At 68.8% G+C, this 21,009-nt stretch carries 19 protein-coding genes and 7 pseudogenes; 14 read left to right on the top strand and 12 right to left on the bottom strand.

Features of this window, described 5'->3' with window-relative positions; genetic code table 11:
• Nucleotides 1-58: 58 nt before the first annotated feature.
• Both trhA and ABD357_RS12975 read left to right on the top strand, forming a co-directional pair.
• Nucleotides 59-718 (top strand): PAQR family membrane homeostasis protein TrhA, encoded by a 660-nt coding sequence (gene trhA / locus ABD357_RS12970; RefSeq protein ID WP_344389904.1) that lies wholly within the window; start codon nucleotides 59-61, stop codon nucleotides 716-718.
• A gap of 638 nt (nucleotides 719-1,356) precedes the next feature.
• Nucleotides 1,357-1,806, top strand: a pseudogene (locus ABD357_RS12975) (WD40/YVTN/BNR-like repeat-containing protein); the annotation flags it as partial.
• 95 nt (nucleotides 1,807-1,901) lie between these two features.
• Here ABD357_RS12975 and ABD357_RS44665 read toward each other — a convergent pair.
• Nucleotides 1,902-2,075 (bottom strand): annotated as a pseudogene (locus tag ABD357_RS44665) (DUF418 domain-containing protein); the annotation flags it as partial.
• 656 nt (nucleotides 2,076-2,731) lie between these two features.
• Between ABD357_RS44665 and ABD357_RS12985 the strand changes: the two are divergent.
• A complete protein-coding gene (locus ABD357_RS12985; protein ID WP_344389906.1) occupies nucleotides 2,732-3,205 on the top strand; it encodes a GNAT family N-acetyltransferase in 474 nt (157 codons plus the stop codon).
• A gap of 11 nt (nucleotides 3,206-3,216) precedes the next feature.
• Here the strand turns inward: ABD357_RS12985 and ABD357_RS12990 are convergent, their stop codons facing one another.
• Nucleotides 3,217-3,678, bottom strand: coding sequence for a hypothetical protein (locus ABD357_RS12990; protein ID WP_344389907.1), 462 nt, complete (start codon nucleotides 3,676-3,678; stop codon nucleotides 3,217-3,219).
• Nucleotides 3,679-4,359: 681 nt separating this feature from the next.
• A pseudogene (locus ABD357_RS12995) lies at nucleotides 4,360-5,206 on the bottom strand (helix-turn-helix transcriptional regulator).
• A gap of 137 nt (nucleotides 5,207-5,343) precedes the next feature.
• On the opposite strand from ABD357_RS12995, the gene ABD357_RS13000 reads away from it, so the two are divergent.
• The 5 genes from ABD357_RS13000 (at nucleotide 5,344) to ABD357_RS13020 (ending at nucleotide 9,790) form a co-directional block, all read left to right on the top strand.
• Nucleotides 5,344-6,123, top strand: coding sequence for an NAD(P)H-dependent oxidoreductase (locus tag ABD357_RS13000; protein ID WP_344389908.1), 780 nt, complete (start codon nucleotides 5,344-5,346; stop codon nucleotides 6,121-6,123).
• 1,188 nt (nucleotides 6,124-7,311) lie between these two features.
• Nucleotides 7,312-8,025: a GntR family transcriptional regulator gene (locus ABD357_RS13005; RefSeq protein WP_344389909.1), complete on the top strand. Its 714-nt coding sequence runs from the start codon at nucleotides 7,312-7,314 to the stop codon at nucleotides 8,023-8,025.
• Nucleotides 8,026-8,061: 36 nt separating this feature from the next.
• Nucleotides 8,062-9,228 (top strand): NAD(P)/FAD-dependent oxidoreductase, encoded by a 1,167-nt coding sequence (locus tag ABD357_RS13010; protein ID WP_344389911.1) that lies wholly within the window; start codon nucleotides 8,062-8,064, stop codon nucleotides 9,226-9,228.
• A 73-nt stretch (nucleotides 9,229-9,301) separates the two neighbouring features.
• Entirely contained in the window at nucleotides 9,302-9,463 is a 162-nt protein-coding gene (locus ABD357_RS13015; protein WP_344389913.1) for a hypothetical protein, read from the top strand.
• Between the two features lie 90 nt (nucleotides 9,464-9,553).
• Nucleotides 9,554-9,790, top strand: a complete 237-nt coding sequence (locus ABD357_RS13020) for a hypothetical protein (RefSeq protein ID WP_425584844.1) — start codon at nucleotides 9,554-9,556, stop codon at nucleotides 9,788-9,790.
• 32 nt (nucleotides 9,791-9,822) lie between these two features.
• On the opposite strand, the gene ABD357_RS44670 is transcribed toward ABD357_RS13020, so the two are convergent.
• Complete coding sequence (locus ABD357_RS44670; protein WP_425584845.1) at nucleotides 9,823-10,026, bottom strand: transposase; 204 nt, start codon at nucleotides 10,024-10,026, stop codon at nucleotides 9,823-9,825.
• Nucleotides 10,027-10,055: 29 nt separating this feature from the next.
• Nucleotides 10,056-10,670 carry an IS110 family transposase gene (locus ABD357_RS13025; protein ID WP_344389947.1) on the bottom strand — a complete coding sequence of 205 codons (615 nt, stop codon included), beginning with the start codon at nucleotides 10,668-10,670 and terminating at the stop codon, nucleotides 10,056-10,058.
• Between the two features lie 614 nt (nucleotides 10,671-11,284).
• On the opposite strand from ABD357_RS13025, the gene ABD357_RS13030 reads away from it, so the two are divergent.
• On the top strand, nucleotides 11,285-12,118 hold the full coding sequence (locus ABD357_RS13030) for a PIG-L family deacetylase (protein ID WP_344389914.1): 834 nt from the start codon (nucleotides 11,285-11,287) through the stop codon (nucleotides 12,116-12,118).
• 766 nt (nucleotides 12,119-12,884) lie between these two features.
• Nucleotides 12,885-13,361, top strand: a complete 477-nt coding sequence (locus tag ABD357_RS13035; protein ID WP_344389916.1) for a nuclear transport factor 2 family protein — start codon at nucleotides 12,885-12,887, stop codon at nucleotides 13,359-13,361.
• A gap of 24 nt (nucleotides 13,362-13,385) precedes the next feature.
• On the opposite strand, the pseudogene ABD357_RS13040 reads toward ABD357_RS13035, so the two are convergent.
• Nucleotides 13,386-13,644: pseudogene (locus ABD357_RS13040) on the bottom strand (IS5-like element IS4811 family transposase); the annotation flags it as partial.
• A pseudogene (locus tag ABD357_RS13045) lies at nucleotides 13,625-13,786 on the bottom strand (transposase); the annotation flags it as partial. The pseudogenes ABD357_RS13045 and ABD357_RS13040, both read right to left, overlap by 20 nt.
• Before the next feature lie 220 nt (nucleotides 13,787-14,006).
• Between ABD357_RS13045 and ABD357_RS44675 the strand changes: the two are divergent.
• Nucleotides 14,007-14,138: pseudogene (locus ABD357_RS44675) on the top strand (IS21-like element helper ATPase IstB); the annotation flags it as partial.
• 50 nt (nucleotides 14,139-14,188) lie between these two features.
• On the opposite strand, the gene ABD357_RS13050 reads toward ABD357_RS44675, so the two are convergent.
• From ABD357_RS13050 to ABD357_RS13065, 4 genes are all read right to left on the bottom strand, one after another.
• Nucleotides 14,189-14,539, bottom strand: a complete 351-nt coding sequence (locus tag ABD357_RS13050) for a hypothetical protein (protein ID WP_344389918.1) — start codon at nucleotides 14,537-14,539, stop codon at nucleotides 14,189-14,191.
• A gap of 327 nt (nucleotides 14,540-14,866) precedes the next feature.
• On the bottom strand, nucleotides 14,867-15,160 hold the full coding sequence (locus ABD357_RS13055; RefSeq protein ID WP_344389920.1) for a hypothetical protein: 294 nt from the start codon (nucleotides 15,158-15,160) through the stop codon (nucleotides 14,867-14,869).
• Nucleotides 15,161-15,184: 24 nt separating this feature from the next.
• Nucleotides 15,185-15,847, bottom strand: coding sequence for a hypothetical protein (locus ABD357_RS13060; RefSeq protein ID WP_344389922.1), 663 nt, complete (start codon nucleotides 15,845-15,847; stop codon nucleotides 15,185-15,187).
• A gap of 734 nt (nucleotides 15,848-16,581) precedes the next feature.
• Nucleotides 16,582-18,105, bottom strand: a complete 1,524-nt coding sequence (locus ABD357_RS13065) for an ISL3 family transposase (protein WP_425584846.1) — start codon at nucleotides 18,103-18,105, stop codon at nucleotides 16,582-16,584.
• 125 nt (nucleotides 18,106-18,230) lie between these two features.
• Here ABD357_RS13065 and ABD357_RS44680 point away from each other — a divergent pair.
• Nucleotides 18,231-18,892: pseudogene (locus ABD357_RS44680) on the top strand (2-hydroxyacid dehydrogenase).
• A gap of 39 nt (nucleotides 18,893-18,931) precedes the next feature.
• On the opposite strand, the gene ABD357_RS13075 reads toward ABD357_RS44680, so the two are convergent.
• Nucleotides 18,932-19,966 carry a hypothetical protein gene (locus tag ABD357_RS13075; RefSeq protein ID WP_344389926.1) on the bottom strand — a complete coding sequence of 345 codons (1,035 nt, stop codon included), beginning with the start codon at nucleotides 19,964-19,966 and terminating at the stop codon, nucleotides 18,932-18,934.
• A 191-nt stretch (nucleotides 19,967-20,157) separates the two neighbouring features.
• On the opposite strand from ABD357_RS13075, the gene ABD357_RS13080 reads away from it, so the two are divergent.
• A complete protein-coding gene (locus ABD357_RS13080; protein WP_344389928.1) occupies nucleotides 20,158-20,421 on the top strand; it encodes a helix-turn-helix transcriptional regulator in 264 nt (87 codons plus the stop codon).
• Between the two features lie 144 nt (nucleotides 20,422-20,565).
• Nucleotides 20,566-20,994 carry a DUF6083 domain-containing protein gene (locus tag ABD357_RS13085; RefSeq protein ID WP_344389930.1) on the top strand — a complete coding sequence of 143 codons (429 nt, stop codon included), beginning with the start codon at nucleotides 20,566-20,568 and terminating at the stop codon, nucleotides 20,992-20,994.
• Nucleotides 20,995-21,009: the final 15 nt, after the last annotated feature.

A 21,009-nucleotide genomic window follows, 5' to 3' on the forward strand; every position in this document is an offset into this window, starting at 1 on the left:
ACCTTGCCGCATGCGCGGCTGGGGCACAGCTGGTCGGAGGCATCGGGACGGGTGGGAATTGTCGGTCGGTGAGCTGATCGAGGAGGTCAAGCCGCGGCTGCGCGGCTGGCTGCACGCCGGAATGGCACCTCTGGTGCTCGCCGCGGGCATCGTCCTGGTCGCCCTGGCGCCCGCGGGGGAGGCGCGGGCCGCTGCCGCGGTCTACGCCGGATGCGGTCTGCTGCTGTTCGCGACCAGCGGGGTCTTCCACCGCGGCGCCTGGTCGCCGCGCGTGTACGAGATGCTGCGGCGCGCCGATCATTCGAACGTGTACCTGTTGATCGCCGGGACGTACACACCGATCGTCGTGCTGGGTCTGACGGATACGACTCGCACGGTCCTGCTGTGGGAGATCTGGATCGGCGCCGGTGTGGGCATCCTCTTCCGCTGTCTGTGGCCCTATGCGCCCCGCGTTCTGTACACGGCGCTGTACATCCTGCTGGGCTGGTCGCTCGCGCCCGCGTTCGGTCCGCTGGTGCGGCATGCGGGTGTGGCGGTGTTCGTGCTGACCCTGGCCGGCGGAATCCTCTACACGGCGGGCGGGATCGTCTACGGCCTGCGCCGTCCCGATCCATGGCCGGCCTGGTTCGGGTTCCACGAGATCTTCCACGCCTTCACCATCGCCGCGTGGGTCTGCCAGTACGTGGCGATCAGTCTGCTCACCTACCGGCTGCTGTAACGCCTCGAACGGTGGAAATCGTGCTCCGGTTCACACGTTGTGCGGGAGCGGGCCCGGAACAACCGGGAGGGGCGCGCCGTTCTTGCCTACGTGGCTGCGGAGGGGACAGTGTCCCCGGGCCTCACCTATAGCCCACAGGGACGATCGTTCGGCTGAAGCCCTGTGGAGCCTTTCGCCGAGAGGCGACCGCCCTCCGCACGTCACCCCACACGGCCCCGGCTGGTCTCCCCCGTCCAGCCGGGGCTTTCACGTGTCATGCCGCTCAGGACCTCGATCAGAGCCGGGTGCGAGGGGCGAGGGCGGTCCATCTGGTGTACCTGCCGGATCTGGGTAGCCACGACGCCGCGCCGCGCCTGCGGGAGGTGAGCGAGCCGGCGGTGTCGCGGGGCGCCGATCGGCTGGTGTTCCAGTCGGGAGGCGGTTGGCCGGAGGCCCCCCGCCGAGGAGGCGGTTGGTGTGGCCGGGCGGCGTGGACGATTCTGCGGCCTGCGTGGTTCTCGCAGAACTTCAGTGAGGACCTGTTTCTTGAGCCGCTGCGGCTCGGTGAGGTGAGGTTGCCGGCCGGGGATGGACGCGAGCCGTTCCTTGTCCGACGCCGGTACCCAGCGCACCCGCTGTTCCGGAGGCTGGATCCGCAACTGTCCGGCGGCACGCTCCACGCCAGCACCGACGGCGGCGCGACCTTCACCGCCCGCGCCACCAACCTGCCCGCCGGCCGGCTCACGGCCGTCCCCGGCACCGCGGGGGACCTGTGGATCGCCGACGGTGCCAAGGGGCTGCTGCACTCCACCGACGGCGGCCGCACCTTCACCACGCTCGGAGCGGTGCAGTCCGCCTCCGCCCTCGGCTTCGGAAAGGCCGCGCCGGGCGCCTCCTACCAGGCCCTGTACCTGATCGGTACCGTCAAGGACGTCACCGGCGTCCTCCGCTCCACCGACCAGGGCGCCACCTGGCTCCGCGTCAACGACGACGCCCACAAGTGGGGCAGCATCGGAGGCACCGGCGTCGTCACGGGCGACCCCGACACCTACGGGCGCGTCAATGTCGGCACCAGCGGACGCGGCCTCGAGTACGGCGACCCGTCCTGACCCCAACGCCCGAGCGGGGCCGCAGGCACAACGGCCTGCGGCCCCGCCATGGCGGTCAACCTCGGGCCGACCCTCCCGGGGTACCCGCCCGAGGCTCAGCGGACGGAATTCGCCAGTTTGGTCGCGCCGTTGAGCAGGTACTCCAGCGGTCCGCGGCGGAAGAAGCGGGACCAGACCCCCGCGAACAGGGTGGCCCCGGCGATGAACCAGAGCAGCAGCGCGGTGGAGGCGGATTGCGGCGGGGTGGCCGCTTCGCCGGGCAGGGCGACTGCTCGTGCCGACGATCGAGCCGGGCGGGGCGGCGACGCACACGACGGCGGAGACGGCGGCGCCCATGGACGCTGTAGCCGGTCAGGAAGTGGCCGTCGGGGCACCGGAGTTTGGTGTATACGCTCGCCCAGTCCCGGCCCGGTGTGACGTACCGCTCGTCGACGATCACCTTGTGTCCGGCGGCCGGGTCCCGGACAGGGCCGACGGAAAGTAAGCGGGGGAACTCGCTGGCCAGGCCCCGGTAGCCCTCGTCAACCTCCGCCTTGACTTTCCCGTCAATCCGCAGGTCCACGCCTTCTGCCTCGGCGTAGGCGAATACGTCCTCCAGTGCGCGCAGCCGAAGCCCGGGCCGGTCAGGGACGGCGAAGCCGCGGGCCGCCAGAAGCGGGCGGACCTCTCGGACCGCTGCGGAGACGGTGGAGGGTCCACGCGGGTCCGGCACCAACAGCCCGCCTGCGGTCCCCGCCCCGCCGCTCTCGCAAGGCCGACTCACGGGCGGCCCGCCACTTGAGGGCGAGGTCTTCGAGCAATTCGCCGAAATGTGCGCGGAGACCCCGGAGAGGGCAGGGTGGGAACAGGCTGCGCGGGTCCAGGCTTGCGTCACAACTTGCCCAACCGTTGCGGACCTTCGCCTGTGACAGCCAAGGCGGCTGCCATGATCGTCATCATGGGGATACACATCGCACCGGCCGGGGTGGCCGACTTCCACCAGGTCCTGACTGATCACCCCCGTTACTGGGGCGAACGCGACCTCCGGTCGCTGCACCTTCTGGCACTGGTGCAGGAGTTCGGCTCCACCTGCCTGGTTGCCCGAGCCGAGGACGGTATCCGTGGGTACATCTTCGGCTTCGTCACCCCCAACAGCACCGGGTACGTGCATCTGATCGCTACGCGGGACGACGCCCGCGGCACCGGGCTCGGGCGTCGTCTGTATGTGGCGTTCGCTGAGGCCGCAGAACGACATGGTGCTCGGCAACTGAAGGCGATCACGTCAATCGAGAACATCGGCTCGATCGCCTTCCATCGCAGCCTCGGCTTCGACATGAAGATCGTCGACGACTACAACGGCCCCGGCCGGGCCATGGCCGTCTTCCACCGAGATCTGCCGCTGAACGTCTCGTGGCCCTGACCAACCAGCCCTCACTGATAGTCGCTCCCCACTTCGTAAACGAGTACGGGGTTGGAGCGTGCGGCTTTGAGGCGCTCGTCGAGGGCGCGGTTGTCGGTGGTGAGCTGGCGGACCCGCTGTTTGAGCGTGGTGTTCTCGGTGGTGATCCGCTGGACGGCCTCCTCGCTCCACTCTGCCTGCAAGTCGCGGATCTGGCTCAGGAGTTCGCCGATGCGGAGGCGCTGGGTGAGGATCTCGGCGTGGGTGGCCTTGAGCGCGTCCTCGGCGTTCAGCGCGCGTTCCCGCCAGGGCGCCTCGCGCGCATTGTCCTGACCGTCGAGTATCTGGGACAGGCGCTCGCCGGCTTCGGCCATGGCGGCGGCGACCGTCGCTCTGGCCTCGGGGTTGTCGTAGAGGAAGGTGCGGGAGACACCCGCGCGGGGGCGACGGCGGCAACGCTGATGAATCCGCGAGGCGGGATGCGCAGAGCTCACCCCGCCCGGGCCAGAGCATCCCCGGGCCGAAACCCAGCTGACGGTAGGCGAGTTGAACGAGCCCATCAGCTGCCAGTGCCGACTGATGTGCACAGGCGTCACCGAGCCAGAGCACCTCGGGCAAGTCGTGGTCGACCTGGTGCGCAGTCCACGGGCCTCGGACAGTGGCGTCCCCCTCCGCACTCGAGGGCGCGGCGTTCTCCTGGTCAGCGCGAGTCGTGAGCTGGTCCGCGTACGGCTGGGCGGCGGCGAGGACCTCCTTGCCGCATCCGGTGCCCGAGCTGTCCACACAGGGAGCCGGCCTTGGAGTTCCCACTCGAGCTACGGGCGAACGATCACGTCCCGTCTCATTGGACCTTGCAGAGGCAGGTCCGCTGACCTGCGGGGTGACGGGTTGCATTGCGACTCACAGCACGGAGGGTGCGGAGTCCTGGAGGGGCTGAAGCGGGCGCCGAGTTCGCGTCTCATTGATCATGGCGAGACCGGTGCTTCCTGAACTGGGCCTTGTCAGGATGGTGAGACGCTTTGCTCCAGGATTCGCAGTGAAGGTGGCAGTTTCCGGGCCAGTGCCGACGGGAGCTGGGGTGTCGGTTACAAGCGCGTCACCAGCCGCAAAGTAGGCCGGGGACCGGAAAGCCGTCACTGTTGAGGCGTTCCCGGCGGTGGGTGGGCGTCGTTGAGCTACTCGCGGACCTGAGCGTTCACCGTGGGATGCGCGTCACCGCTGTCCGCGCCCAGGCCCGCGAGCAGGCGCAGCCCGTCCTCGGCGGGACTGCCGGGGGCCGCGGACAGCACCAGCAGCTCCATGCCTGATTCATCCGGTAGTGCGAAGTTCTCCTGGTGCAGTTCCAGCAGTCCGACCAGCGGGTGCCGGTACGCCTTGCGTCCATGTGTGCGGGCGCGCACGTCCGCGCGGGCCCAGAGGCGGCGGAAGCGCTCGCTGCCCATCGCCAACTCCCCGATGAGCGAGGCCAGGCGGGGGTCCTCGGGGTATTTCCCGGCGGCCAGGCGCAGGTGCCCGACCACGTCGAGGGTGCATTTCTCCCAGTCCGCGTAAAGGCCGCGCTCAGCCTCCTCAAGGAAGATGTGCCGGGCGGTGTTCAGGCCCGGCATCGGCCGGCCGTACAGGAGCCCGGCGAGGCGGTTCCCGGCGAGCACGTCCAGGCGGTGGTCCATGATCAGCGCGGGTGCGTCGGCGGCGAGGTCGAGGACGCGCAGCAGCTCCGGCCGGATGCGCCCGCCCGGCGCCTTCGCGCGGCGGCGGCGCTGCCGGGCGAGCCGGTAGAGGTGCCCGCGTTCGGTCTCGTCGAGGCCGAGGACGCGGGCGAGCGCGTCGAGGACCTGCTCGGAGGGCTGGGTCGCGCGGCCCTGCTCCAGGCGTACGTAGTAGTCGACGCTGACTCCGGACAGGTGCGCGATCTCTTCGCGGCGCAGCCCTTCGACCCGGCGGCGTCTGTCGGTGGAGATGCCGACGGCCGCCGGGTCGACCCGGGAACGCCGGGTGCAGGAAGCCCGCAAGATCGTCCATGCCCCCAGTATGGCCTCGGTGGTGCTCGTGAAGGTGGTCCTGCCACTACCAGGAAGTCCCGTCCGATGGAAGAGGCGCCCCTGAACGCCAGGCGCCGCGGCGCCCAGAATCGAAGGCACCCGATCGAAGGAGTTCCCATGAAGACGCTGATCGTCTACGCCCACCCGGAGCCGAAGTCGCTCAACAGCTCGCTGAAGGACCTCGCGGTGTCCACATTGGAGACCGCCGGGCACGAGGTACGGGTGAGCGATCTGTACGCGATGAACTGGAAAGCGGTCGTAGACGCCGCGGACTACGGCCCGGACGCCTCGAGTCCGCTGAAGGTCGCCCTGGACTCGGGCCGGGCCTTCGATGCCGGGACGCTCACCCCGGACGTCCTCGCCGAGCAGGACAAGCTGCTGTGGGCCGACACGATCATCTTCCAGTTCCCGCTGTGGTGGTACACGATGCCCGCGATCCTGAAAGGCTGGGTGGACCGGGTGTTCACCTACCACTTCGCGTACGGCGTCGGCGAGCACAGCGACACCAGGTACGGCGAGCGCTTCGGCGAAGGCACCCTCGCGGGCAGGAAGGCCCTGCTGTCGGTGACCGCCGGCGGCCCGGAGTCGCATTACGCAGCTCGCGGGATCAACGGCCCCATCGACGATCTGCTGTTCCCCATCCACCACGGCATCCTCTACTACCCGGGCATCAAGGTGCTGCCGCCGTTCGTGCTGTACGGCACCGACCGGATGACCGGCGAGGACTACCCGGACGTCGCCAAGGCATGGGAGCAGCGCCTGCTCACCCTGGAGTCGACCGCGCCGATCGCGTTCCGGCGGCAGAACTTCGGCGACTACGAGATCCCCTCGCTGCACCTGAAGGAGGGACTGGAGCCCGCGGGCCGCACGGGTTTCGGGCTGCATGTGCGCGACTGACCGCAGGCCCGATACCCCGAGCTGGGCGCGGGCAATGCCCAAACGGCGTGCTGCCTCAGTCGGCAGCTGGGTACGGTCTCGCCAGTGAGATGAGGCGAACAGGCCGGTGGGACGATGACTTCGGGGTAGACGGCTACTTCGATCCGGGCCGTCGATATAGGTCAGCGCGGTGGAGGGATGGGTGCCCCGGCGGATGATCCGGTGGTGCCGGGTCCGTGTACTGGCGGACTTGGCCAAGTCCCGCGGCTTGCGCCGACTCTCCGGCAGGCAGTCCACCACCCCAACCCAACCGCCGGCCCGACGCGCGAAGTAATCCGGCGCGGGGGACAGTCGCACTCCTTCCGGCGACGTCCGGAACAGCTAGAACGGCTGCGACGCAGACCATGTGACACGAGGTTCGAAGTCCATTGAAATCGCGTGATCACGTTCTAGCCAGGACTCGAACCCCACATGCCGCAGCTCGTGGCACGCGTACCCCAACGGCTTGCGTACCGCGTCGCCACGCTCCAGCCAGGCCAGATCGAAATCCGAAACCTCCGGCGGAGCCCTACCCCGCAGTGCTCGTACCCCACCCATGACTCGGCCGTCACGGATGCCGTGAGACCAGATTCCGTCTGGTTGGCAATGGGATGGAAGGTCCCCTCCAACAGGGAGCTTCCGGATATTTCGGGCCGTGCGCGTTGGCGACAAATGCGGCAAAACCTGCTGAAACAGCCAGCGCGAATCAACAGCAAACGCCCACTCAGAAAGGTGGCTGCTGAGTAGATCCTTGGCGAACCCACTATTGACCGGTCAATTGACTGATTGTACGGTCTAGTGGAGGGTGCTGGTCGCCGTCCAAATCAGGTGGGAGACCGACATGACGAATCAGGCAAGGGCCCAGCCTGCTGGCGCTCGGCTAGCCGCTGAAAAAGATCTCCACCGTGAGAACGACGCCAGCTGCCGTGCCCAGCGTGTCCTCAGCGAATCGGTGGCAACGGGTCCGATCGCTCGTCATCGGCCTTCCGGAACGCTCCAGGCACAGCCGCCCGCACCGTCGCCGACTCGGCTCCGTAGCCACTTTCGATCCGGCGCGGCACCCGCGCGGGGCAGGTCGGGAACAGCGCCGCGCCCACAAGGCCTGGACGCCGAAGACCTGGCTGGTCAGCTCGCTCTGACCAGTCAATTGACTGAATGTACGGTCTAACGATGACCGTGCCACTCTATGTACAGATCAGGCGAGAGTTCGAAGCGAAGATCCGGGCCGGGGCCCTGCCCCCTGGCTCGCGTCTGCCAAGCGAGATGGATATCTCCGCGGAGTACGGCGTCAGTCGTGCTACAGCCCAACGGGTCCTCAACGACCTGGCCGAGGCGGGACTGGCAATCCGCCGGCGGCGCCATGGAACGTTCGTCGCGGACGTGACGCGGCAGATCAATCTGCTCAACTTCGTCACCCCCGCGGCAGCCGCAAAGGGGGCACCGGGCAGACACGAAGTCGTTTCCGCGCGGATCGTCAGGGCCGCCGACGCCATCCTGACCCTCCGCGGCGCCTCCGCCGACACGGCCGTAGTGGAACTGGTCCGCCGCAAGCTGAACGTACGCGAGGAGCCCCAGTCGGTCGAGCGGCACGTCGTGCTTTTCTCAGCCGCCCCCGACCTGCTGAACGAAAACCTCGAAGACCTCGTCACCCTCCCGTATCTGCAGCGCAGAAGCGTACCCATCGACGCGATCCGGCTCTACCTCGACCCGGTGGTCCTCGACGAGCACGACGCCACATTGCTGGACAGCGAGGCCGGAACGCCCGCGCTGATGAGGCGCAGGGAGTTGCGGGCCGACGACGGAAGCACCGTCGAGGTGGTGACGACCCTCGTCCGCCCGGGAACCGCCGAGTTCTTCCTGGAGCTTCCCGTCCCCGCCATATGAGCAGCGTGCCGCTGCCAGAAAGGAAATGCTTACACAATGAAGGTCATCATCGTCGGTGCCGGAGCGCTGGGCGTGAGCGTCGCGAGGCAGCTCGCCGTCGCCGGCGAGGACGTTCTCCTGCTCGATCAGCGGGGCGCCGGCACCGGTACGACCGCGACCACATTCGCCTGGACCAACTCCAGCCGGAAGCCCGACCCGAACTACCACCGGCTGAACCTCGCGGGGATGGAGGAGCACGCCAGGCTCGCCGCGCAACTGGACGGCGCACCGTCGTACTTCCCCAGCGGGGCGCTGCAGTGGGCGGACGCCGCAAACGAGCAGCGGCTCGCCGGCAACGTGGAACGACTGCAGTCCCTCGGCTACCCCGCACACTGGGTCACCCCCAACGAAGCAACGCGGATCGCAGGCGGCCTCCGCATCCCGGCGGCCATCACGTCCATCGCACACTTCCCCAGCGAGGGATACGTTCTGCCGGACCGTTTCGTGAACAACCTGCTGGCGGACGCCGAGCAGCACGGAGCCACGTTCGCGATCGGTGAGGTCGTAGCCATCGACGACAGGCCTGACGGGATATCCGTCACCCTGGCCGGAGGTGAGGTCTGCACGGGCGATCGAGTCGTCCTGGCGGCAGGCCGCTGGACAGAACGGCTCGCCGCACGGGCCGGGATCGACGTTCCCATGGTGACGGATGCCGGTCGCGGAGCGCAGACCGTCGGCCTGCTCGGGTACGCCAGGTCACCACAACTCGACCTGCGCTGCGTGATCCACAGCCCCGGCCTCAACCTCCGCCCCGAGGCCGGCGGGCAAACCGTCCTGCAGGCTCTCGATCTGAACGCCCACGTCGATCCGGCAGACCCGCCGTCCGCGGACGGGGACATCGCAAGCACCCTCGCGCAACGGTTCTCCGCACTGCTGCCCGACCCAGGCCGGGCACCGCAGATCGACCTGCGCATCGGCTTCCGGTCACTGCCCGCGGACGGCCACACCGTCGCCGGCTATGCCTCCACGCGGTCCCGCGTCTACTGCCTCGTCTCGCACAGCGGGGTCACCCTGGCGCCGATTCTGGGACGGCTGGTCGCGGCCGAGATCTCAACCGATCAGGAGCAGGACCTCCTTGGGGCCTTCCGGCCCACACGATTCACCGGCGTACGGCGCTCGGACATCGAAGTGGATCAACACGCCACCAGTCTGGGCGAGCAGTAGCCGACAGCTCTACACCGCGCTTGTCGTCCAGGGCCGGGAGCGCCTCGTTTCCCCGGAGGGTGCCGGTGCGGGAGTGCAGCATTCCCAAGCCGGGAGGCTCGGGGAAGGATTCCCTGCGCACACCCACAGCGACGGCCCACAGACGGTGATCCCTGCCCTGTACGCCCTCACCGGCGTCACCACGGTGAGGGAGATGTGGGGCAAGCCGGTCCACCACGAGTGGCGCGATGTATGACGTCTGCCTTGCCTCGGTGTGCGGTGCCACCATGAACGGGACGGTTGTGCACGGGAGTTGTGGGTTCTTTTGCGGCGTTACAGGCGGCAGATGCTCGTCCCTCTCCCGACCGGCCTGATCGCCTTCGTCCTCTCCGCCTGGGGCCACCTGCTCACCGCCCGCCTCTGGCTGTGCCCGCCAGGCCGACTCTCCTGGCGCCTGATGGCCTTCCTCGCCGAGGCGCACGAGCGCGGCGTGCTGCGTCAGGCGGGCGCCGTGTACCAGTTCCGGCACGCACGGCTCCAGGAGAGGCTCGCCTCAGCACGCGGGGAAACTCAGGAACGCTGATCAGTTCTGTTCCGGCGGAGGCGACGTCAAAGTCACTGACATTGATCCTCAACTCGAAGACGCCCATACCGAAAGTAGGAGGCGATCGCCGTGGTGGCGATCTTCTTGCCGCGGCGCTGGGACAGCCGTGCGTAGGTGGCGGCGTAAGCCGGGTGGCGCTTGGCCGTCTGAGAGGCCTCGCACATGATCCAACGCAGCCACGGGTCACCCTGTTTGGAAATGTGTCCGTAGCGCACAGTGTGGTCTCAACCGCGGACGGTCGGAGTCAGCCCGGCCCAGGAGGCCTTGCGCGCCGAGGAGAACCGGGCGAGATCCCCGATCTCCGCGAGGTGATCACCGCGGTGAGTGGGCCGACGCCGGGCAGCCTGTGCAGGACTTTTACCCGCGCGTCCGCCTTCGCCACCTGGGCCAGTGTGGCGTCCGCCCGGTCGATGACCTGCTGGAGAGTGTCGATGGTCTCCAGTACAGTGACCACCCGCCGGGAGGCAGCCGGCAGCGGCAGGGCGGCCAGCCAGGCCTGGCCCGGTGCGCTCCAGCAACTGGACGCGCGGTCGCAGCCATGGTGGGCCAGCATCGCGTGGATCCGGTTGCGCAGCAGCGTGTGCAACCGCACCAGTTGGGCCCGGTGGCGCAGCAGGGCCCGCTGCTCGCGGATGGGCTGCGGGGCGATCCACACCTCCGGCAGCAGGTTCGAACGCAGCAGACGGGCCAGCGTCGCCGCGTCGACCTTGTCGTTCTTCAACTGGGCCGAGGCGATCGCCTTGCACTGCAAGGGGTGGGCCATGCGTGCGTCGAAGCCGTGGTCCTGGAGCAGCTCGTTCAGCCAGCGAGCCCCAGCCGAATGCGGCCTCGAACGCCACCGGCGTGCCCGCCGGAAGATCGCCGATCACCCTCAGGACGGCCTCCCGGCCATTGGGCACGTTCCGGTTCACCGCCGTCCGGCCGCCCTCGTCCAGCACGGCGATCTGCGACCGGCGACGATGCACGTCGATCCCTACATAAGCCTGCATCGCGGGCCTCCCGACCCCGACCGGCTCGCCCACAGTGATCGTCCTGCGAACCGGCCGGAAGTGGAAGCCCCAGCCCTCATAGGGTCCTACCTTCTTGCTCGGGTTGGACGGGCCAGTCGTAAGGTCAGGTCACAGTGCCGCCTTAAGGACACGAACCGCGAGACCTACTCCATGTGTAGGGTCTCAAATTTCGTTTCGAAATCTCACGGCTGGTGCCGGATGGAAGTCGGATCCGACGTGGCGCTGAGACATGCAGGTCGCGCCTGTACCTCGTTCGCGTTGAAACGCCGACGCCTGGAAGACCAAGCGGCCGCGCCGGGAACAGCCGGGCCGGCCGGCACGGTTGCATCGACCGAGGGGCCGGCGCCGCACGGGCGGGGAACACGGAGGCCGCAAGGTCGTCCGCCCCACCAGGATCCGGGCCCAAGGCTCGCGGTACGCCGCGTACTCGGACCAAGACGTATTTCTGCAGGAGGATTGTTTCATGACTGACCGACCCTTGACGCTCATGGCAGTACACGCCCACCCCGACGACGAGGCCACCGGAACCGGAGGGATCCTCGCGCAGTACGCGGCGGAAGGCATCCGCACGGTTCTCGTGACGTGTACCGACGGTGGTTGCGGTGACGGACCGGGGGGTGTCAAGCCGGGCGATCCCGGGCACGATCCGGAGGCGGTCGCCTTGATGCGCCGTCAAGAACTTGAGGCGAGCTGCGACGTCCTGAAGGTCAGCGATCTGGAGATGCTGGACTATGCCGACTCCGGGATGACGGGCTGGCCGAGTAACGACGCCCCCGGATCCTTCTGGCAGACCCCCGTGCAGGAAGGCGCGGCCCGACTCGCGGAACTCATGCGGCACTACCGACCTGATGTGGTCGTCACCTACGACGAGAACGGTTTTTACGGCCACCCCGACCACATCCAGGCCCACCGCATCACGATGGCGGCGCTGGAGATGACGGCGCTGACACCGAAGGTGTACTGGACGACGATGCCTCGCTCGATGATGCAGCGGTTCGGCGAGATCATGCGCGAGTTTCATGAGGACATGCCGGAGCCGGATCCTGCCGAGGCCGCCGCGATGGCCGAGATCGGCCTCCCCGACGATGAGATCACCACGTGGGTGGACACCACCGCGTTCAGCGGTCAGAAGTTCGATGCGTTGGCCGCGCACGCCAGTCAGGGCGAGAACATCTTTTTCCTCAAGATGGGCAAGGAGAGGTTCGGCGAGTTGATGGGCATGGAGACCTTCGTACGCGTCCAGGACGCCACCGGCGCGGCCATACCCGAGAACGATCTCTTCTCCGGACTGCGCTGATTCGCCCGTCCGACCGGCCGGGAAAGCGCCTCGACCGAACGGCGCGATCGAGCGAGTCACATACCCGGAGGCTTGTCCACGCGAGTTCCGCTCCGGCAGCGCGCGTCCAGGCCCTCGCTGACGGCGTCGACGGGTGCCGGCACTTCCGGCCCGACACTGCGCTCGTCCCCAAACCACCTGGCAACCGCACAGGTGGGAGACTTGCGGGCTGCTGACTCGGAAGGTGCGCGACAGCCCAGGTCACAAGCCCGCCGAGGAAGCGACAAGAAGCTGAGGCTCCGATGTCCGACACGCCGTGAGACAACGGAAGAAGCAGCCGGTCACGAGGGCGGTCTCCGACACCAACCGCGAGGCCCTACACCATGAACCGTCTCGCCGAGAAAGGATCACCGTGTAGCGGGACGACAGCGTGATCGGCGGCGCCGCGTGGCGGCCGCCGTCGACGCCGCGGTTGCCGTGCAGTCGGCCGGATCGCGTCGTGTCGGGCTTGTGGCGGTCGGGTACGGATTCGGCAACTGGCCGTCGCGCTGAGGGGGTTGCGGGTGGGGAAGGCGAGCCGGGGCAAACGGGAGCGCACCCGGGACAAGGAAGGACAGTGGACGGCGTCCGGTACGGCACGGGCGGCGCAGCGGCTGCGGGCCAGGTCGCTGGAGCATCTGTCCGGTAACCCCGTGGGTGCAGATGACGAACCGGCAGGTTTCCTGGCCTGTGGCGATGCGCTGAAAAGGAGTCGTGAGCGCGCCGACTGGGCTGGTAGGAAGTGGAGATGGCTATTCATGATCTCGATCCCGTGGCGCGTCTTCTCGCGGAACGTGCCTGCGAGCGTTTGGTCTTGGACCTCGTGCATCGGCTCGACCTGGGCGATCCGAGTACGGTCTGCGACCTTTTCACTCCAGATGGCGTCTGGGAATGGCCATATGACGGGCGACGGATCGAGGGCCGGGAAGCTCTGCGCGCCTACTTCGGTTCTCGGCCGGTGGACCGCTTGTCTCGGCGAATGTGCACGAACATCCTGGTCACCGTCGACTCAACGGATACCGCGGCAGCGACCACGTACTTCGCCACCTACCGAGTCGACGGCTATACCGACGGCACGCTGATTCCGCCTCGTCTGCCGGCGAACGTCGGCCACTACGAGGACACGTTCCGCAAGATCGACGGCGTCTGGCTTCTGGCGACACGCACTCTCGTCCTGCCCTTCGGCGGGCCAACAGAACGCCTGGATGCTCCAAGCCGATCCTGATTCAGGAGTCAACGCTCAGTTGCCGGGATTCTTCGTCCATCCAGTGCGGGGGCTTTTGCGGGTCAGGCGCCGGGTCATCATGGTGATGAGTGCCCAGTTCAGGTGTGCTTCGGAGTGCTGGGGCAGCCGCTCGTAATCGCATGCGTTGCTGCGGGCGTTCATGCACCAGCCGATCCTGCGCTCGGCTTTCCAGCGGCGGGGCAGGACGACGAAGCCCTTGACGCCTTTGGGCCCGGGAGACGATGCGCAGGGTGAGCCAGAGGCGTTCGCGGGCCCAGGAGACGCATGCGGATCAGCGTGATCGTGTGCACGGCTCGGTTGAGCTGACAGTCGCCGTTGCGGTTGAGCCGGTGCCGGTTGGTGAGCCCGGAGGAAGCGGGGATCGGGGAGACGCCGGCGAATGAGGCGAAGGCCGCTTCAGAGCGGAACCGAGACGAGTGTTTCCGAGCGTGATCCGGAATTGCTGGAGTGCCTGGCTCATCACGACGGCCACATCTGCGAGTCGGAGGCTGGCGGAAGTCCCCGTGGATGTTCGTACGCCGCGGCCGTGTCGGCGGACGCCGCCCCCTGGAGGTCGCTCATCTTCCGGTCACCCACTACTGGCGCCCCGGCCTGGCCGGCGCCCACGAGAGGAGAGCAGATGCCATGAACGCCACCAGGCGCCGCCGGATGAGCGAGCAGGCGGCCGAGAGCGCTGTGGTCGGGGCCTGCCGGATGCTCCGGCTGCCTACCATCCGCGCGAAGTTCCCGGACCTAGCCGAGCAGGCCGCCCGCGAGCTGAGCGGCCGCCAGGCGGCCGAGCGCCGGCACCTTCAGCTCAGCCGGGCTCACACCCGCCGCGACGGCACGCGCCCCGCACACAGAACGAGCGAGTCGAGTACGCGCGTGAACGCCGCAGCCGCCGCGCCGAACGGCAGTGGGCCGCGGACCACGCCGCGCGCATCCGGTGCGTTGCCCGGCAACTGGCGGCCGTCGAGGACCTCCAGCAACGCGTGGACGCCTCCCGCGAAGCCCGGATCATGCAGGCCGTCCGCAAGCGCGACCACAAGGAGAAACCGCCACGGGAACCCCTGGTGTGGCCCAGGGCCCTTCGGGAGTGCGTCGCCGAAGACGAGCACTTCCGCAACACCTCCCAGAGCCCCGTCGTCGACGATGGTCTGGACGACCTCGACTGGCACCGCAGGCGGCAACGATCCGCCGCTGAGCGAGAGAAGCCCGGATGCCCGGACAGAACGGCGGATGAGAGGCGAGGCATCGCGGAGTGAGGCGAGCGGGCGCAGGAAGTGGCGGGATGCGCCGGAATACGGCTGACTCAACGACGTGGATGGCCGCCGGATCGACGTTGGGATTGGTGCCGTAGTCGAACTCCCGTTTCGCGGGGGAAGCGAGTCACGGACGAACGCCTGGGACGGTGGAGGCGCCCCGACCCCGGCAGTCGAGGTGCAGGGGTCGGGGGTTTCGCACGGGGCCCGCGGTCAGCGATCAGAGGGAACTGCCCCGGTGGTTCACGGGGCGGGAACGCTGCTGCCGCTGACTCCGGTAGTGGCGGACAGCAGGAACACTGCCAGGAGTACTCCCGCGACGACGGCGAAGCCGCCCATGATGAGCGCGGCGGTGTGGATGCCGCGGTGCTCTGTGTCGCGTCGGCGGCCAACCAGCGAGCTGCCGACAGCGGCGAGTCCGATCGGCACGGCCAGCAGGAAGTTGACTGCCAGGGCTGCTACGGAGATGACTCCGAGCAGCAGGCTCGCGGCGGCGTGGAACCAGCCGGTGCGTGCAGTCAGTGCGGTGTCTGCCATGAGATCTCCTGTCTCGGAAGGCGCTTACATGATGCTGCACACTCGGTCGGCGTAGGCTGTGCCGCTGGCGGCTCCCTTGACGCGGATGCATTCGTTGGGGCTCTGAATGTCCCAGCCGCCCACGCCGAGGACGAACAGGTGCTTGGCCCAGGCTCGTCCCTGGTTGCCGACGATACCGGCGCCCTTGGTCTGCACGCCCTCGTAGCGCCAGCCGGGGGTCGAGGTCTCGCCATCGGCGGTCCGGTAGGAGTTGCTGGTCACGCGGGAACCGTTGGAGCACCACGTGTTCTCTACCCAGAAGGTGTACAGCGTGTTCCCCGCGGCGGCCCGAGAGCTGCCCGTGGCCTTGCCGTACCAGCAGCCGGACGCCTGGACCTCGCCGATGCTGTTCGGGGCGATGCCAGCCGCCGCAGACTTGAAAGCGGTGGCGTCGGCAGGCTTGATCTCCTCGGTGACGGTGGTGCTGGCCGGCAGGTAGCGGGCGTTGAACTCGGCGCGCTCGTCGGCCGAGAGCTGGGCGTACGTGGCCTGCGGGTCCGCAGCCTGCAGAACGGCGGCCGCGGTGGCCGGGGCTTTGTCCTGCGCGGCGCTGGAGGCCGGGGCGGCGAGGCCGACAAGCAGGCCGGCGGCAGCGGTGCCGACGACGAGGCGGCTGATGTTGGCGCGTGTGACGGGTCTGAAGTGCATGTTTCCCCTCCGTTTTGGATGAAGGCACATAGTCGTGCCAAGGGAAACTGAATCGTCTGTACACCGACAAAAGAACCGCGAATCGCGCCACCCAAGCACCTCGGCGAGCCGCTTTGGCGTTGAGGTCTCACGTGGCTATTGGCGAGGCCAACTCCCGCCGTTGCCCGTGACCTGCGAAGGGGAGACGAGACTGTCGCGTCGACAGGCGGGCGCACTCGCGTTCACCCCGCGCGGCCGGGCATGCCGGAGAGTGATGGCGTAGAAGACTTCCCTTCAATGCCGTAGCAATAACGTTCGATGCGGCTACGACTTATGTGCCAGATAGTTCCGATTTCGGGTAACCTGCCCTGAACGCCCGCCATCTGTCCAGAGAGAAGTGGCCGAAAGGATAGATCTTTCGTGCCTCGTAGCCTCCGCTCGCACACGGCCGCATCAGCTGAGATCTGGGACTGCGCGGGGCGGACTGAGGCGAGGTTCGTCCGAGGCGGCTCGTTCCTCGAAGCTGGCAGCCTCCCAGCCCATCGCCCAGGTGGTCGATCGGCAGACTCGCGGAATGCGTGAGCTCAGGGCGAGGGCGTTCCCGGAGGCGGAGGCCGGCGCGGGCGACCAGCCAGCCCCATAGGAGCTTCATGAGGAGCGACTGCCGCCCCGGCGCCGACCCTCATCTGCGCTGGTGCGGGGGTCTGTCAAACGAGCGGCTCTGGCCCGTATTCGGTGGTGACGGAGCGTGGTGGTCACTGGAGGAGGATGCGGTGGCGGAGCAGGTCGAACCCGGCTCGGCCGTGCATCTGCCTCATGATCCTCTTGGTTCGAGTGTTGACGCCCTCGGTGCGGCCGTTGTGGTGGGGCAGGGTGAGGCCGGCGTTGACCGCGGAGCGGTCGAGTTCGAGGCCGTTGGTGAAGGCATGCAGGTGGGGATGGTCGGAGGCGCGGACGGCTGTGATCCACTCGGTTAGCTCGTTGTCATTGCCGACGGTGGGTGTGAGGAGTTCCGCGAACTCGTTGACGAGACGGGCGAGTTCGGTCATCTCGGGGCAGGCGGCGGTGAGTTCCCGCAGGAGCTCGGTGTCCTTGTCCCGCAGGTTGTCGGGGCGGGTGAGGAGAAGGCGGGCGAGACGGCGCGGGGTGATGACGGGCCGGTCACCCTCGGCCCGGCCCTGGGTGATGTAGCGGTAGAGGAGGTTGAGGCTGCCGGTGTAGCCCTGCTCCTTGATCTCGTGGAAGAGGTGAAGCACGGGGACAGCGGGGTCGACGGCCCGGCGGGCGCGGAGGTGGTCACGGTAGGGGTCGACGAGGGTGGGCCGGTAGCGCAGGGCTTCGGGTTCCCGGGTACGTGCGTAGCGTTTGACGGTGTTGAGGGCGAGGTTGAGGCGGCGGGCGCATTCGAGCAGACCGACGCCCTTGCCGAGGAGGTCGTGGACCTGGTGCCAGCGTTCGCGGGTGGTCTGCTCGCGTACTCCTGCGGGGCGGGGCGGGTTGGCGGTCGCCCAACAGGAGCTGTGGGAGCGGACCTCGGCCAGGGCCTTGTCGCAGAGGTTGTGCCACAGATGCCAGCGGTCGCTGACCTGCACCGCATCGGGCAGGGCTCGGCGTATGGCCTCGCCGTAGGCGCCGGAGCCGTCCCGACAAACGATCTCAGCGCCGGGGTGCTCGCGCAGCCACGTCTCGAGAGTGTCCGCACTGCGATCGGGGAGTACGTCGATCCGATCGCCGGTCTCGGCGTCGATCACGATGGTGGCGTACCGGTGGCGGCGCTTGAGGGCGAAATCATCCACGCCGAGGACCCGCGGTACCCGCAGCGAAGGCAGCGGCAGCCGCATGAGCATCCGCAATGCGGTCGAGCGGGAGATCGCGGCAGCCAGAGCACGAGACAGGCGGGCGCCCGCCCTGCCCGCTAACTCCTTGACAACGGAGCCAAGTTGACCGGCAAGCCGGTTTGTGCGGCGCTGGTATCGCTCCAGCAGCCCGGGTACCTGCTCGCGGAACGTCTGCCGCGGGCAGCCCAGCACCGGGCAGACCAGGCGCCGCACCTGCACCGACACCACCACGCGTCGGCCGTCCGCTGGTACGTCCGCCACCGTGCGTCTGTGGAAGCCATGCACTCTCGCGGTCGGCGTCCCGCACATCGGGCATGGCACGGCCTCCTGCCGGGTCCGGGTCGACAGGTGTATCACCTCACCCTCGTCCGCCACATCCTCAACGACCAGTGCCGACAACCCCGAAAACAGGGTCCTTACAAGGGAGTTGACATCTCGCATGCGATGTCAACGACCTCGGTCACGCTCCGTCACCACCGAATACGGGCCAGAGCCGAACGTTTTACAGTCCCGAGGGCGACCGCCTGGTGCGCTCCGGGGCGGCGTGGACCTGGGATGTGTCGTTCATGCTCGGCACCGGGCTGCAGGACAAACGGCCCGGTGTCATGGGGATGGGCCATATCGGCCGGGCCGTGGCCCGGCGCGCCGCGGCCTTCGGGATGGAGATCGTGCACTCCTCACGGCGCGACTCCCGTCCTGAAGCGCTCTCCCTCCCGGTCGGGCTCGACGAGTTGCTGGAGACTCGGACGTCGTGTCTGTGCACTGCCCGCTGACTTCGCAGACCCGGCACCTGATCGACGCGGTCGCGCTGGAGCACATGAAGCCCAGTGCGTTCCTCATCAACACCGCCCGCGGAGCGGTCGTGGACGAAACGGCACTGGCCCAGGCACTTTCGACGGGCACGATCGCCGGCGCGGGCCTCGACGTGTACGAGAACGAGCCCGATGTGCATCCCGGGCTGCGCACACTCGACAACGTGGTGCTCGCCCCCACCTCGGTTCCGCGACGGTGGAGACTCGCGCGCGCATGGCGGAGCCCGCGGCGGACAACGTCGTTGCCGTCCTGTGCGGCAGGGACGCGATCACGCCGGTCTCGGTGCCGTGATGTGGACAGGCCGCGACGGCTCCGTCAAGCCCCCTCACCGCGCCGCACGGGTCGCCGCCGGTGCCAGAGCGCAGCCTCATTGGCTGTCCGGATGAGAGGAGTAGGGAGCTCTCGCACCGAGTAGTCCGGGCGGAGAGGCGGCGGCGGAGGGAACAGGGCCGTCTCATCTTTGTGGTGTGGCGCGGTTGGGCGGGGTGTGCGCGGTCAGCTTCCACCGGACTTCGTCGCTGTCGTGATGGTGGTGCCAGGCGGTTACGAGGCGGGCGCGGACCAGCTGGTCGAGGAGGTCCTCCAGATGCTGGGGCGGCTGCCCGCACTGGCGGGTGAGGGCATCGAGTTCGCCCCCGCCCGCCCCGGCAGTGCTGTGGGCGGCCACGGCGAGTGCGGTCAGATGCAGGGCGGAGGACAGGCCGGGCGGGGTGGCCAGTGGGGTGGGGTGCAGGGCCCATTGGGCGGCGCGGATGCGCGCAGTGCGTCCGGGGGTATGAAGGACGGCGGCGTCGAGCAACTGTGCCTGGACGGGGGAGCACCTGCGTCGGGGGCGGTGCAGCCAGCCGGCGTGCTCCAGCTCGAGCCACAGCTCCGCGCGGCCGTGCAGCCGCATGCCGCGCAGGAACCCGTGGGGCAGGCGGATCTGCCCGTGGTGGTCGGCGCGCAGCGCGCACTGCAGGGCGAGCAGCCGGGCCGCGGGGGAGGAGAAGCGGGGCAGTGCTGTGGCGAGGTAGGTGAGCATTTCGCGTACGCGCTGCTGTTCTGCCGGGCCGAACGCAGGCGTGTTGCGCGCCGAGCGCGACAGGCCGGCGGCTGGCTGGGCGCGGCCGGTGCCGAGCAGGGTGGGCGGTACGACGGCAGTGTGGCTCATCGCCGCCGCGCAGGCGGCGCAGGCATCGGCCAGCCGCCACGCGCGCCCGCTGCGGTCGCAGGTCAGGGCGAGCAGGACGGGTCCCGCGCAGCCGCGGTGGCGCGGGTGCCAGTGGCAGCTTCTCGTCCGGCACTGGCAGGTGCGCAGATGCCCGGGCAGCGCGTCGGCGCGGGCGTGGCGGGCCAGATGGGTGAGGGCGGCTGAGCGGGCGGAGGCGGCCGGCAGGACAGGGCTGTGTGCGCAGCGGGGGCAGGTCAGGGCCGGTCCGCCCGTCTGCGGGCGCAGGTGCACCGTCCAGATCCGCTGCACCGCGGCGTGTGTGCTGGCAAGCCGCATCGGCTCGTTGTCCCTCCGGTCTGGTCCGCGTCGGCCTCGTGCGGTGGTCTCCCGGTACGCACGCGGGAGCCGCCCGCACCGTAGTGCAGATCCCTGCACTCGCGCAGCGCGAGTGCCCAGCGCGTCCACCTGCAGTGATAGTGCAGAAATCCGCACTGACAGGGCAGGTGTCTGCACCGTCCGATGGTGGGGTGACGATCTTGCCGCCCGACCCGGACCGCGACGCCCTGCGTGTGACGCTGGCGCGGCTGAGGAATGCGCGCGAGTGGACCTTCGACGAACTCGCCGGCCGCAGCGGCCTGGCCCGGCGCACGCTGATCGACCTCGAACACGGCCAAGCCGCAGGCACCGTCACCACCTGGCACGCCCTCGCGCACGCCTTTGATGTCCCCATCGAGCAGCTGCTCGGCTCGCTCTGCGACGACCACACCCCACCCGGGCCCAAGAGCGCCTGACTTCGGTCGCGTCAGGCCTGGCGCGCCGCGTAAATCACCCGAACCGGCGAGCACGCATAGAACACATACTCGCCGACTCGCATTGCCGTTCTATCGCGCTGGGCCGCCCGGGGACTGCCCGCCCGCCAGCCCCACCCTCGGGGCGTGTCGCCTGGCACGGTCCTCGCCATGCGCCCCAACTCCACGCCCGGCTGCCACTGGGACGGCAGCCCCCGCACCGCCCCGGCGCGCCGTCCGCTGCGGGTGGCCGCCACCAGCCCCAGCCGCCTGCTGCGCGCCGGTCAGTGCGGCCGCTGCCCCCGGTGCGGCAACCGCATCGACCACTACCCGCGTGCCGACGGGCGGCTCATCGCCCTGCATCCCGCCGAACTGGCCACCGCCCACGTCCCCGCCTCCTGCCACTGGCACCTGAGCTCCGGCATCGCCCACCCGCCCAGCGACGGCAGCGCATGGTGCCGCATTCCGCACGCCGTGCGCTGCCCGCAGCGTGCGATGTGCCGGTTTGGTGTCAGTGGGTGGGTGTCAGTGACGGCGTGTCAGGTCAGGTTGTTTGCGCTGCTGGTGGGGTGTTGAGCATGGGGGAGTCAC

It is taken from the genome of Streptomyces vastus, from assembly GCF_039532825.1.
Lineage (GTDB): Bacteria > Actinomycetota > Actinomycetes > Streptomycetales > Streptomycetaceae > Streptomyces > Streptomyces vastus.